We start from the raw sequence: 15,239 nt of genomic DNA on the forward strand, positions 1-15,239 counted from the left end.
ACAAAGCCCTTTATAGAGAAAAACTATGAAGGGCTTTGTCTATTCATAAACTTTTTCAAGAACTATGCCTTTTTCAAAGCTGCCTCTTTCTTCTTTCTTTTCATTTTTTTTGTTAATTAGATCTTCTTCGGAATATCCAAGAGCATTTGCAAGACCAAATAAAACTTCCATAACATCAGCAAGTTCTTCTAGATTTTTAGCTTCTAGGTATTCAGATACTTCCTCATTTAGTTTACGTTCAAGTAAGGGCAAAACTTCTTCCTTTTTAGCATAGTGAACATCAAAGTTCTTACCTGCGGCTTTTATGATTTCAGGGATTTTGTCGCGTACTAGTTTGTTGTAAGTTTTCATGTGGGGCCTCCTTGGGTTATGATATGGGTTTATTATAACATGAGAGGGGCATAAGGATAGTGTAGAAATTACAATTATGTTTACGGCATACACATCAGATGGATGGAGGTAATCGAAATAGTGGATGAAAATAATAGAAGCATTATAGGTAAAACAAGGTTTAAATGATAAAATCTGTAGTATAATGAAAGTGGATTAGCATGAAATAAGGACGGGAACTACAATTATTGCTTTTAAAGGTAAAATATTAAATTAATGGTTTTATAGGATTGTAATAATGTCTATAATAATTAGTTCTAAAAATGTAAGTTAATGAGATTTGGTTTTTAATTACTGTAGTGTAGTGACCAGTTTCTAATTTGTAATACTTTATATTCAAAAATATTATAATAAATATTCCATATTAAATTTGAGGTGAGTTTATGGCAACAAATGATAATACTCTAAAAACGATAGGGTTCATATATCAAACTTATATTGGACTAATAAAGTGTCTAGAAATGAAAGAAAATGATAAAGTAATTATAGAAAATTTAGGTGACGTAACTTTAATTTCAGCTAAAGGTAATTCTGTTCAAATAGAAGTTAAACATCATCTAGAACCTATAGGTATTTCTGATCGTAGTGATGAGATTTGGAACACTGTTTGGAATTGGTATAATAATTTTAATGAATATAAAAAAGTAGATGAATTTATTTTATTCACTACAGGTAGTTTATCTAGTACATCTGTATTTCAAGATTGGGAAATAAAAAATATAAGCCAAAAATATAATACGTTCAAAAGTATTGGAATAGAAATAAGAGATAAAGAGGACGGTTTCCGAAAATCATATGATAAGATATTTAACAATGAACATGAAATTAATAAATTGAAAAGTGTTTTAAATAGATTTAAGATTCTTTCAAAGCAGCAAACAATAAAAACTATTGTTTGCAAGTATGAGTCGACTACATTTAAGTTTCTTGCAGAAAAAAGTAAAATGGAACAATTTGTTTCTTTTCTAATAGGAATATTATTGACGATTCCTATTAAGTCTGAATGTTGGGCAATTTCCTATGAAGAGTTCGATGCCATTTTTAAAGAATATTCTAAGAGATTTGCTGTAGAAAGCAATATGCCTATTCCTACTGAATTTGAAAATTATGAAGTAACTCATGGTGAAAGTGATAATATAAAGTGTAAAAGATTTGTTGAAGAAATTAACATTATTAATTTAAAAGATGAAGTTGCCGATGCAATTAACGATTATTGTAGGACATACAAGACTATAATAGGTTATTTTGATTCTAATATAGTTAAAGTAAAAGATTTAAGGGATTATAAAGTAGATTTAACTAAAATACTAAATTCTAAAAGAAAAAGTTACAAACTAAAATGCCAAAATGATGATAATCTTTTACTGCTAAAGTCTCAAGAGATGTATTTTGACTCCATAGCATTGGACGCTAAAAATTTTAATGGAGTTAGTAATAATAGGAGTTTTTTTCAGAATGGAGTTATGCATATTATTGTGGATGAGGGGGATTTAACTTGGTACGTAGGTGAGAAAAAATGAGTATAACACATATTGAAACACTAGTTTATAATCCTATTTTTCTAAGTAAAGTTATTCAAAGTTTTATGACTGGATATGGAAAGGATGTTGATATAAAAACTATTTTTTATGTTTTACCTATTGTTATGTATAAGGATTCTAGAGAGATACTAAATAGTGCAAGGTCTAATAGTACACTTTATTCCACATTTAGTAAGGATAATGACTTTGATAATTATGGACTTAAGTTAAATACTAAGTTTTGCTTAAATCAGATAACAGGTATATTTGATGATTATATAGAAATTACTAAGCAATCTATTATAGTTTTATCGAATCAACATAAGATTCTTTTCAATGGGAAGGTAAGTCTATTAGAAAAATTTGAATTTAAGAAATCGCCTAATTTAATTCGTGAATATTTTAAAGCTGCATATTATTTGGGAATAATTTTAAATAAAATAGAGGTAATAGAATTCGAGGATTTTTTGGAAATCAAATTGGAAGTGTAGGTGAAATATTATAGAAAGTTATATAGAATCAATAATTTTATTAAATGAAGAAAATGATAAAAAGTATGTTGACTTCAAAGAGGGAATTAACATAATTACTGGTGAATCCAAAACAGGTAAAAGTGCATTAGTAGAAATCATTGACTACTGTCTATGCAGTTCTCGATGTACAATTCCAAAAGGAAAGATTACTGATTTTGCTACACTATTCTCACTAATTATTGTTATTAAGTCTAATAGATATATAATTGCAAGAAAGAGTATTTTTATTGAAAGAAAAAAGATGTATTTTTCTCATATAGCTGACAGTGTTACACATGAGTCAATAAATAAATTTTTCTTTGATGAAGAAATATTTTGTGATTTTAAAACAGTACAAAAACAAATTGAAAAAGTCCTGGGGCTAAATGTTACTAATTTTAAAGAAGATGCTGATGAAACAAAAGAAAAAGCTTCTTTGAGGCATATGACATCATATATGTTTCAACACCAAAATTTAATGGCTAGCAAATTTGCACTTTTTTATAGATTTGATGATTATCAAAAGAAAAAGGATGTCATTCAACAGTTTCCAATTTTTGCAGGAATGGTTGGGCAGGAATATTACTCCACACTTATGTTACTCTCTGGATATAAAAAAGAATTGAAAAAAAATTTAGCTAATAAGATAAGCAATGAAAAAATTAAAGAAGATATGCGAAGTAATTTATTGAGTAAATTTAAAGATTATTATGCACTAATTGGACAAGCACTAAATAACGATCTAACCTTAGAACAATTAATACAATTAGCAAATGAGTTGCCAACAATTAATGATGATACTTATGCATCTGATCAAATAGTAATCAGATATAACCAATTAAAACAAGAAGTTGAAGAATTAAATGATAAAAAAGTTATATTAGAAAGTAGAATTTCTAAATTAGGATTAGCAGAAAAAAATAGCAAAGGTTACATATCATCATTAGAAATTTTGCATCAAAAATCAGATTTGTCCATGGATAATGTTAATAATTATATTTGTCCATTATGTAATGGAGAATGTAACGATATAAATAAAATATCGAAAAAAGTTCAAGAAGCAACATCATGGATATCTAATGAAATGAGTCTAATTGGACTGAGTACTAATCATTTTTCCGAAGAAAAAAGAAAGCTGATAGAACAAAAGGAGGAAATTACTAAGGAGATTAAAAAATTGTGGGCTAAGATTAAAACTATTGAAAGAGAATATTTATCTAATAACAATACATTTGGATTAGAAAATAAATTAACTTATAGTAAAATTGAAATCCGTATATATATTGAAACAATTAATAAAGGGCTTTTTTATTCAATTGATGAAGAAATTATTGAAATTCAAGAGAAAATTGATAGCTGCAATAAAATATTAGGTGAGTTTAATCTAGAAATGCTAAAAGAATCAGCAAAAAGAAGCATAGATAATAATATGAATCGTTTAAAAGAACAACTAGACTTTGAAGAGGAATTTAAAAAGTATAAGCTTTCTTTCAATTTAGATCAATTTGAGCTTGCTTTATTCGGTAAATATGAAGGTGAAAAAGTTACTTTAAGCGAAATGGGAAGTGGAGCAAATTGGGTATCGTGTCATATTGCACTTTTTCTTAGTCTTCTTCGTTATTTTGCAGCACAAGGAAATATATCACCTATGCCATTAATAATGTTTTTTGATCAACCAAGCCAAGTATATTTTCCTCAGGTTTCTTCAATTGACAATAAGAAAGCTAGCATTGAGTCTGAAAAAGATAAGCATGCTGTAACAAAAATGTATAAAGTTATGTTTGATGAAATTGAAGAAATTTATAAAGATACAGGAATTAAACCTCAATTGATAGTAGTAGATCACGTTAATTCAGCAACAATGCAAGGGGAAATTGAAAAGGCTAATTTTGTGAAATACACTAGAAGGGTTTGGAGAGGCAATGAAGCTTTAATCTAGTTTATGGCAAAGTAACAACAAAAATCTGATAATAAGGTGAGATGGTATTAATCAGTAGTGAAAACAGCTATTATTATTATTATTAATACTGATAAAACTAAGATAGCAAGTGACAATAAAGTAAGACAATTTATATCAATGAATTCAAAGGTGTACAGAGTGAGACTTTATATTAACTGAAAGATGTAGAATAGAAAATAGAATGATATTTAGAATATAGACATATGAAGGGCGGATTTATATGGAGAATAATAAAGTTAAAATCGGTGCTAGGATACTGAGTGATGCTTCACTCGAAAAATTATTACCTACAAATAAAAAAATTACGGAACAGATTGAGGTAATAAGAGAGGTAGCGAGGGTACATAATAAAGCAAAAACTAACGAAAAGAAAGATGGGCAATTAGATAGGGAATTTGAAAGACATTTTAATAATATTTTTTCTATACTTGGAGGTAGAGGATCAGGTAAGACCTCTGTTCTTCTTACAATGAAATATAAAATAACAGAAAATAATTCTGATAAGGACATTATTTTGCCATTGATTGTACCAGAAATAATGGGACAAACAAGTGATGTGCTAGGATGGATTTTAGGCTCTATTGGAGATGCGATAGATGAAATTGAAAAAAATTTTTATGATAAAAGCATATATCTAAAAGAAAAAGAATTTAAAGGTTATTTTGAAAGCTGTAGAAAAAAACAAGATAATCCTTTAAGAGAAAAATATAATGAATTATTAAAACAGTACGGGTATACAAAACCAGATTACAGAACGATTTTAATTAAGCAGTTTGTAGGGTTGAATGAGTATATTGAAAATGCAAGAAATATGATGGATTCAGATCAGAAGTTGGTAGTGAAATTTGAAGAGCTATTAGAAGAAATTTTCAAGATAAAGAAAAAAGATAATGAGTCAAAGCATGGTATGGATAACCAACCACTCTTGTTTGTATTTTTTGACGATGTAGATTTAAGTACAGATCGGTGTGCAGAGGTTCTAAGTGTTGCATTAAGATATCTTTCTAATTCTAATGTGGTAGTTTTTGTTGCTGGAAACTATATGACTTTTTCAGAGGTTTTGACAATTGATGCTTTGAAAAAGGATGGGATATTGTATGATGACATGATGAAGAGTAGCTTTTTTACAGGTGAATTTGATTCTAATAAAACAGCGTTAGAAATTAGAACAGAGTTAACTCAAGATTACTTAAAAAAAGTTATGCCTCCTGCCTTTAGGTACTATATACCACTAATAGATGATAAGGCAAAAGCTGAATTTGTATATTCCACAGAAGAGGATACAAGTAAAAAGGGCGATAATTATAGTCAAAATAAAGAAAATTATGAAAATTTTTGTGAGTTAATATCAATGAACTTTATTCCAAAAGGGGAAAATAATTTTTTAATGCATAAAGATAGTGTAATATATTCTTATTTTAAAATTTTTGATAATACGCAAAGAGGGATGATGAATATATATTATTTTCTTCATTCAATGTTTAAAGAATCACAAGTTAATAGTGGAAATTATAAGGAAAAAGAGTTCTGTCTTCAATTAGATAGGTTTTTAAATACAATTATGCAGTCTTCTTCAATATTGAGTAAATATGAAAACAATATAAGAAAGATAATTAGCATTAAGGAATCATGTGAAGCCACATATATAGATTATGAATATCTTAAGTATTTATTGGAATCTAGGACTATTAATGAAAGTAGTCATTATAATATTGCTAAAAAAATAGAAGAAGATAATCAAGTATTTGTGGAAGAGATGTTAACTATATGTATATTAGCCTGCTTTGTGGAAAATATTATTGTGTTGCAAGAAAAAAGATTTCAGAGTAAAAGTAAGAGAACTTTACATGGTGAGGATATGTTTATTATGATACTAGAAAAAATTAATAGTAAATTTGCTATTTGTCCTAAGCTGAATGATTTTTCAGAAAATTTATATTTGTATACATTATTATCTAATTCTATCACGAATCGAAATATGAGCAAGATTGAAGATACAGGAAAGAAAAATTATTTTTTAAGTATGTATTTTAGAAAATTAATTGATTTAGATGAAATAGAAAATAGGAATAAGTACCTATGTTTATTTGAAAAAGCATTTAAGCAAGATAAAAAATGGGTGGAAGATAAAATTGATATAATATTAAATCATGGAAAAGAAGAAATTTTAATAATAAAAGAATCTTTTGAACGAAATTATAAAGAAATCATAAATATGATTCCATACGAAGCGGTTGTGAAGGGAATTAAAAACAGTGCTTTGGAAGAATTTAATTTAGTGAAAAACACAGAAAATATTAAAAAATATTTAGAAAATCAATTAAATGAAAAATTTATAGAGGGAAAAATAAGTAATAATGAAATTATAGAACTAAAAAATAAGTTTGAGGATCTTTACCTAGAATTTCACCAACATCTGCGTTTAAATAAAGATATTGAATATAAAGAAAAAATCATCAAAGATTTTAAAGAACAAAATAATGATGAATACTTAAATAATGTTATCCGATGTAACTTACCAATGATAGAAGAGGCAAGGGAACAGACTCTCGAAAGAATTGAAGAGTTAAAAGTAGAAATTGCAAGACCTAGAAGAAAGAAAATGTGGGAAAATGCATTAAAAAGAGGTCAAATTCAGTATGTATCATTTGAAGGGAATAAAATGGGAGGAAACGATAAGAAAGATAATCTTTGCACGTTTACTGTCAACAATGTAGAAATAATTAAAAAATATAAATTATTTCTAGATACTTTGAAAATATATGGAAGTTTAGTAAAAGTAAAAGAGCTTACACCAACAATTACAAGCTTTACAAAGGTATATTTTAAAGAAGTTGAGGAATTGAAAATTCTAGAAGAGTATCTTATTGATGAAATTGAAGCAATTATTGAATTATATAATAAAATACTGAAATATGGAGAAACGAAAACGGAGTTAGACGCATTGTTAGTTAAGCGGGGGAATATGGATATAGGAGTAAAAGAGGAAAATATAAAAAAATCTGATACATATATGAATCATAAAACAGAATTAGAAATAGATAAGTGGGAGAACAGCAAAGAATTTTATAATTATGCGATTAAAAAACTAAGTGTAATAATTTATAAAAATGAAAAGAAAAATATTATTGGTGAGAAACTCGATATAGCTGAGGTGAAAATATTACCTTTAATTGAAGAGTTTTATCAAGGCAAAATAAATGAGATGCGTATTTTATTTGATTCATTTAAGAATAAAGTTGTTAAAAAATCTGATGTATTTCAATCGCTATATTATATATTACAGCAAACGATAGATAGTGATATTAATGAGAATATTAGTGCAATTTTAGATAACAATCTAGTTACGGTTGATTTGAAAATATTGGAAGACATTATTGAGAAATTAATTATTGAAAATGAAGAGATTGCTGAAATAAAAGAAAGAAAATCTAGACAGCCTTTACAAGTAGTTAGATACAATGTTATAGAGATTATGAAAAATATTAAAATAATTCAATCAGTTCCAAGAGTTTTTATTAGTGAGGATATATATGAAAAGCTTCAATTGGAAATAGCTCAGGAAAAAATCAGCGATATTTTTATAAACTATATTAGAGTAGATGGGTTACTTGAAATAATAAGAAGAGAAGATGATTTTTATGAGGAGTTTAAAGAAATTCGAATGGAGCTGTTTAAAACTAAAGACAATGGGTTTAAAAGTTTTTTAAATATAAAAACAAGAGGTCAGGAACAGGTACAATTATATGTTTAGACATAAAATGGATTTAACTTTGAAAGTATGTATCTTACCTTTTACAGAATATGAGTTTTATAGGGTGGATCATATTGAAAAATTATCTAAAAAAATAGTAATTAAAGAGTATAGAGAATATTTTAATGACAGCCTTTTAAAATGTATGTATAATATAATACATAAAAAGCAAAGGGTAGAAAATCTAGATGAAATAATTTTGTTATTTGATAAGTTTTATCCTAAAGTAGAATTGAATAATAGTCATAACAATATAACAGAATACTATTTAAATTTACTTTCTAAGATTACAAAGTCATTTATATCCCACAGAAATGGGAGAATTGCATTAAAGTATTGGGAGAGTTCAGGAGAAGAAGATTTTATAGGACCCTACAAAGGAATTAATAAAATTGCGCTTTGGAACTCATTAAATAGAATATTTACGACTGATTTGTTGGTCGTAAAATATCTCCTCGACAATGGAATGAAAGATGAGGTTTATCTAAATGGATACTATTCTAGTATCATGATTGAGGATTTACAGCTTGAGCAAGTTTTAAAAAAGGGTGTCGCAGAGACCCATATACATAAGGGAGCGGCTATTAATTTTTATATAAGTTGGCAATACCTTATGACATTAACAAATAAAACTTATAAAAGTTATAAAGAGGAATTATTTATTGATGAGGTTATTGGTAAAAGCTACGGCTTGGAATATTATGTAATATCGATGGCGATTGTAAGAGTAATCATGACTACTTTCATTATAGATAATGAAAGTAGTCATGATTATGAATTCTTAAATTATCTTAAATCATATCATGAAGACGACTCTAAACTGAAATTTTTAATGTATATGATGTATAAGTTTAATAGCGTAGAGTCAGAAATGGCTGATAGCAATCAAGGTAAAAGTCATACAAAGAAAAGTATTCAAGATAGAGCTATATTTGAATTGGTAAGAGACATAGAACAGGGAAAAGAAATTATTAAGGAAAAATACAGATTTTTTGATTTATGGGATAGGTTGAAAGAGAAGCTAGGAATAAAGCAAGGAGAAGATTTAGAAAAAAATATCATTGAAAAGGATATTTTAAATCAGTTACTTGGTGTAAGGACAGTGAATACAGCTACAGAAAATATATTTTTATTTAAGAGCATGAGATATATTGAAGAAAATGACCAAGATTGTTTTTTTAGTAAAATATTTTGGCAGTATATAAGAATAAAAAACGAAGTGTTTCAATTAAAGGTACAGGGTAATTTAGTTAGAGGGCTGATAAATTTTCAGAGCTATTATAAACGGTCATCAACAAAAAATATTAAAGGATATACTGATAAAGAATATTGGAAATTAATAATGAAAAATCAAATGCAAAATTTGCATTTAAAGAAACTTGAACTTAGAGCTTCGCCAGGTGGAGGTGGGAGTAAAGAAGAAATTACAGGTTCAATTAAAAAAACTATTACAAATTTTTTTCAGGCATACTTGGATATCATAGAGGAAGATTATGTTTTAACAGAAGATACTAAAAGTGGGGAAAAAATTTACAAAGAAGTCCCAATAGTAGGCTTGGTATTTCATATGCTTAAAGTACCAGATGAAAATGGACATGAAAAGTGTTGGATAAGATATGGCGGTAAAGAAGCTACGGAACTTTATTTTAGAGATTTGCAGGATCAATATAGACGACAAGTTCAAGCAATAAATGAAATACGTGAAAAATTTGTAGGATTGTCAGAATATATTTTAGGAATTGATGCAGCAAGCATAGAAAATAATACAGAACCATGGGTATTTGCACCTATTTATGATGAGGCAAGAGATAGTAAAACACATAAAATGATATATAGTAATTCAAGTAGATTACCTAGAATAAAGAATCTTGGATTTACTTTTCATGTAGGAGAAGACTTCAGACATTTGGTGACAGGCATAAGAAGAGTAGATGAAGTAGTTGAGCACTTCAAATTTCATGCAGGTGACAGAATTGGACACGGTATTGCATTGGGTTTGGATGTAGATAAATGGGTTCTAAACAACAAAATAGTAATACTACCTAGAGGGGAATATCTAGAGAATCTCTTATGGATATGGGGATTATATAAGGATGGTAAGTATTCGACATGTTTTGATATGGGGTATCTACAGCAGGAAATAATGAAATTTGCTGAAAAGATATATATTCAAATGGAAGGCATTAATACATATGCTCTTTGGAAAGCATATAGAAATAAATTTAAGGTATTTAAGGTTTTACAAAGATTTTTGGATTGTTATGATGATAAGTGGAGTAAACAGGAATGTCATAACCATTTATTTTGTAGTGTAGTTCAAAATACTGAAACGAGAATATGGAATGAAGAGAAGCTTACACACGCACAACATTGCAAATGTTATATAGAAAGAATGTTAGAACCCGTACAGATAGAAATTAAGTTGCAAGATTTAGAAATGATGAAGCATGTACAAAAAATAGTTGCTAGTAAAGTAAGTAGAGAAGGTATTATTGTCGAAACAAATCCTTCTTCTAATGTTGCTATTGGAGAAATTGAAAGTATATTTCATCATTATATACATAATCTAAATCATGTAGGGATGAATAAAGATGAAAATCCTGAGAATTCAGTCATGATTAGTATAAATTCTGATGACCCTTCTGTATTTAATACGAATGTAAGCAATGAGTTTGCCTATGTTTTTTATTCCTTACAAGAAAAAGGATACTCTAGGGAGGTTGCTCTCTTATGGATTGATAAAGTTAGAAAATATGGTATGGAATCAAGTTTTATAGATGATAGAGGATTAAGAACAGAGGAGCGAATTGAAGAAATCAAGGGAATTATTAATAAATTAAAGAACTAGCATTTTAAGGTAAAGGATTTATGTGGTAATTTTCAAACATCAGAGGAAATCCAGATACTATTATATTATTTTACTTGAAATAATAGACGTAGTAGAATATAAAGAATACTTTAAAAAAAGAGTTTACTGGCGATGAAGTATGCAACAGATTTAGATAAGGAGCTAAATACCGAACATAACCTTCTAATTTACTATACAAACTCTGGATGTAACAATAATTGTAAGTTAAAAGAATAATCTTTTCTGATAAAAAATGCCAAACTACAGGTATAGACAATTGGTAAAATTACCATACACATTATGAATGAAAATGAACTGAATAAGGATGAATAAGTTTTGATGCACTAGAAAAAGCAGTTTATAAATAAATTAGATGAACTTGAAGATGTAACAGTTATTAATACAAGTAAAAAAATACTATTATAAGTGGTTTACAAAAAAAAGGGGATGACGAGCAAGACGAGATTAATAGTCAATAGTGTAAGTATATAAATATACCTTCGAAAGATTAACTTTATTAAAATTAATTTTGGAAGCACAAATGAAATTATATAAATATTACCTAAAAGAATAGCTTAGATACAGTAATAAAGCTTTACTTGAGATATTAAAAGAAAAACTAGAAATAGGTTATGATTATATTGTTCAATATGAAAAAGAGAATGATAAGAAACCTACAACAATATCAGAGGAATATCAGGAATACATAGATTTTTATAAGTGTGATAAAATAAATACTTTTATACTTGATCTAATTCCAAAATCAAATAGTAAACCTGAAAATGAGGAATTAGAGGATGAAGAAAGTATAGAAGATGAAATAGATAATGGATTTAATTCGATAAATAATATTAATGCAGAAGTTACATACATTCATAACTATATAACAATCATGGAATTTTATTATACAAAAGATCTAATTACTTATTTTCACATGAGTTTAAAAACTAAACCATTTGTTATTCTCTCAGGGATTTCAGACACTGGAAAGAGTAAAATAGTAGAGCTATTTGCACAGGTAGTTGGCGCTAATAGAGATAACAAAAGATTTCAGCTAATTCCTGTTAGAACAGATTGTTCAGATGTAATAGATTTACTAGGCTACAGAAATATTTAAAATAATTTTGTTCCAGGTATTATTATTGAGGCCGCATACGAGGACATGAAGAATATAGATAAACCTTATTTCACATGTCTTGATGAAATGAACTTGGCAAAGGTGGAGTATTATTTCAGCGATGTTTTATCATCCATGGAAACAAGAAATATTAAAGATGATGAAATTATCACTCAAAGATTATTAAGTAGAGCTCAGTTTGGAAAAGAAATACGGTGATGTTTATATTCCACAGAACCTATATATAATTAGAACTGTAAATATGGACGAGACTACATTCCCTTTTAGTAAAAAAATACTAAATAGAGCAAATACTATAGAATTTAATAAGGTGGATTAAGAATACAGCTTTGAGGAACAAGTGAAAGTAACACAATTACCATTAATTATAGCATATTTAATTATTCCTGCATTCAATATGTCTGGACTTTATTAATATACTATAATAAGTAAAAAAAGGGTGGGATTTTCTGAGTAATCCAGATACAGCAGCAGGAATATACAAATGTAATACTAAAGGTTGTACAAATTAGGTTGTGCATGTCAGAAAAACTTTTGGACATTGGTTAAAAAAATTAAGAAAATGTGAAAAATAAAGCAATAAATCAAAGATATGTGAAATTAATCATAACTTTTAGTTATTTTTTGACCTATAATAAAATATAAGGTGCTTAATAAGAACATATAAAACTTTCTTGTTTTTTATGTCCAATACAAATTATAATTTGTGTAGATTTAATAAATAATAAATTATTAGGAGAATGCAGAATATGAGTAACTTAGATTTCAGAAAAAAAAGGGCTATAGAAAACTTGCTTGGAATGGGTTCTGGGTACGTGCTTACTTTAAGCAAGGATGAAGTAAAAGAATGTATAGCTGATGTTAGCGATGTTGATTTAAATACTACCGCATATTATGAATTGTCTTCTGCAAAGATAGTTCGTAAATTTTGTAATGAACAAGATGATTATGTAGTTGCAGAATTACTACAGATTTTTTTAGATGTATATAAAGAAGACTCTAAAGAGGATGATAATTGCAAAAAAGTTCAATCTATAGTAAATGGTTTAAAAAATAAAAATAAACTAGAAAAAATTTCATATATAGCTCTTGAAAAAGAGGAAAACAATTTGAATGACACTAGTGTAATATTAAGTAAAGATAACCTGTACTCACCATCTAAGAATGTGAGTAAAATTTTTATAAGTCATTCTTCATCGGATGCTCCTTTTGGTAGCGCAATTGTTAAATTATTAAGAAATTTGGGACTAAAAAAAGTTCAAATAGTGTTTACCAGTGAAGTTAAATATGGTATACCACTGGATTTGAATATTTTTGACTATTTAAAGAAACAAATCACAGATGGGGTATATATCCTCTATTTGTTGTCGGATAATTATTATGAAAGTATTGCTTGTTTAAATGAGATGGGTGCAGCGTGGGTTGTTCAAAATCAATATACAATTGTAGCCGTACCAGGTTTTCAATTTAGTAATCCCAAATTATCTAAAGGAGCAATAGACCCAAAACAAATAGGGTTTATTTTGGATGACCAGTTTCGTATTTTAGAGTTTCGAGATAATATTTTAGCACAATTTGGTTTAAAAGTTGATGAAATGGATTGGATTGATTATTTAAAAGAATATAATACAACAATAAGTAATTTACATATAAATGAATTGATTTAGATAATTCATAAAACTGGTGAAGAGCTCAGAAAAGGTACTTATATTTGTACTACATATGAACAAAAAGTTTTGTTAGATTATACTACTGATGTATAATAAATTATTAGTAGATTTAATAAATATGAAGGAGAAATTATTTTATGTTAAGTATTGAATATGACGGATATGTTAAACTGTTAAATGGATTAATAACATCTATAGATTCTATTGAGTATAATGATAAAATAAAGATAGATGAAATTGTTAGAAAGCTACAAATGTATATTAAAAGATGCTTCGGGTTTTCAAGTACATATATAATTGATGTTATAAGAATTGATTTTTCTAGACTGGGTCAATTAGATGCTTGGGAAAATGGTTGTGGGAGCCTCAAAAACCTAATAAATGTTATCATAGAGGATTTAGAATTATATAATACTATATCAGTAACAGGAAAAAAATCGAAAGATAAGGAGGCATTAGTAGGCAATGTTAATTCAATGCCACAAATTAAAAATGTGAGTAAGATTTTTATAAGTCATTCTTCAGTAGATGCACATTTTGGCAGGGCAATTGTTAAATTACTAAGAGGCCTAGGATTAAAAAGGAATCAAATAGTGTTTACCAGTGATCCACAGTATGGTATACCACTGAATACAAATATTTTTGACTATTTAAAAAAACAAATCAAAGATGGTGTCTATATTCTATATTTATTGTCAGACAATTATTATGAAAGTGTTGCTTGTTTAAACGAGATGGGTGCAGCATGGGTTGCTCAAAGCCAATGTACAATTATGGCTGTACCCGATTTCGAATATAGTAATCCTAAATTTTCTAAAGGCGTAATAGACCCAAAACAAATGGGAGTTGTTTTGGATGATGAATTTCGAATTGTAGAGCTTAAAAATAATATTTTAGTTCAGTTTGGTTTGAAAGTTGATGAAATGGATTGGATGGATATATATATAGAATATATTAAAACAATAAAAGCTTTGTGTAATGTTAGCAAGTTCTCGAATAATATGGATAGACCTATAAGTCAGATAATTTATAAAACTGGTGAAAAACCCGGAAAAGGTACTTATAATTGTACTAAATGTGGACAAGCAATTTTTTTAGAGGATACTACTGATAATTTACCACCATGTCCTAAGTGTAGGTCTACTCAATATAGGGTTAACATAAATATAAAAATAAACAGTGATTTATACTTGTAGTAAATGAATAATCGAGTAGGCGCTTAATAATTAATTTGTTTAGCGACCTCACACCACTTATTCCCACTTTATTATTATCCCGACTTCTTAACAAAACTACAGTTGAAATGTATTATTATGAGTAAAAATTCGGGATAGCATTTTTTAGAAAGGAAGGTGATTTCCAGTTACATTACTATGGGGTCTGGACAGACACCTAAAATAAGGGAGTGAAGCGGTAGCTTGGCAAAATGAGACATTCGATATGAATT

At 27.7% G+C, this 15,239-nt stretch carries 10 protein-coding genes; 9 read left to right on the plus strand and 1 reads right to left on the minus strand.

What is annotated here, in order from left to right; all coding sequences use genetic code 11:
- Positions 1-39: 39 nt before the first annotated feature.
- On the minus strand, positions 40-351 hold the full coding sequence (locus tag A7L45_RS07815) for a nucleoside triphosphate pyrophosphohydrolase (RefSeq protein WP_071612258.1): 312 nt from the start codon (positions 349-351) through the stop codon (positions 40-42).
- 422 nt (positions 352-773) lie between these two features.
- On the opposite strand from A7L45_RS07815, the gene A7L45_RS07820 reads away from it, so the two are divergent.
- The 9 genes from A7L45_RS07820 to A7L45_RS07855 all read left to right on the plus strand — a co-directional run bounded on the left by A7L45_RS07820 (position 774) and on the right by A7L45_RS07855 (position 14,988).
- On the plus strand, positions 774-1,910 hold the full coding sequence (locus A7L45_RS07820; RefSeq protein ID WP_071612259.1) for a hypothetical protein: 1,137 nt from the start codon (positions 774-776) through the stop codon (positions 1,908-1,910).
- Positions 1,907-2,401, plus strand: coding sequence for a three component ABC system middle component (locus tag A7L45_RS07825; protein ID WP_071612260.1), 495 nt, complete (start codon positions 1,907-1,909; stop codon positions 2,399-2,401). Before A7L45_RS07820 ends, A7L45_RS07825 begins: the two co-directional genes overlap by 4 nt.
- 283 nt (positions 2,402-2,684) lie before the next feature.
- Positions 2,685-4,361, plus strand: coding sequence for a DUF3732 domain-containing protein (locus tag A7L45_RS07830; RefSeq protein ID WP_084647391.1), 1,677 nt, complete (start codon positions 2,685-2,687; stop codon positions 4,359-4,361).
- A 241-nt stretch (positions 4,362-4,602) separates the two neighbouring features.
- Positions 4,603-8,136 carry a hypothetical protein gene (locus tag A7L45_RS07835; protein ID WP_071612262.1) on the plus strand — a complete coding sequence of 1,178 codons (3,534 nt, stop codon included), beginning with the start codon at positions 4,603-4,605 and terminating at the stop codon, positions 8,134-8,136.
- 7 nt (positions 8,137-8,143) lie between these two features.
- Entirely contained in the window at positions 8,144-10,984 is a 2,841-nt protein-coding gene (locus A7L45_RS07840) for an amidohydrolase family protein (protein WP_236900473.1), read from the plus strand.
- 892 nt (positions 10,985-11,876) lie between these two features.
- Positions 11,877-12,101, plus strand: coding sequence for a hypothetical protein (locus A7L45_RS07845; protein WP_071612264.1), 225 nt, complete (start codon positions 11,877-11,879; stop codon positions 12,099-12,101).
- 45 nt (positions 12,102-12,146) lie between these two features.
- On the plus strand, positions 12,147-12,320 hold the full coding sequence (locus A7L45_RS23155) for a hypothetical protein (protein ID WP_169829577.1): 174 nt from the start codon (positions 12,147-12,149) through the stop codon (positions 12,318-12,320).
- 551 nt (positions 12,321-12,871) lie between these two features.
- Positions 12,872-13,789, plus strand: a complete 918-nt coding sequence (locus tag A7L45_RS07850) for a toll/interleukin-1 receptor domain-containing protein (RefSeq protein WP_071612265.1) — start codon at positions 12,872-12,874, stop codon at positions 13,787-13,789.
- 140 nt (positions 13,790-13,929) lie between these two features.
- Entirely contained in the window at positions 13,930-14,988 is a 1,059-nt protein-coding gene (locus A7L45_RS07855) for a zinc ribbon-containing protein (RefSeq protein ID WP_071612266.1), read from the plus strand.
- Positions 14,989-15,239 lie beyond the last annotated feature (251 nt).

This window comes from Clostridium estertheticum subsp. estertheticum (genome assembly GCF_001877035.1).
GTDB classification, from domain to species: Bacteria; Bacillota; Clostridia; order Clostridiales; family Clostridiaceae; genus Clostridium_AD; species Clostridium_AD estertheticum.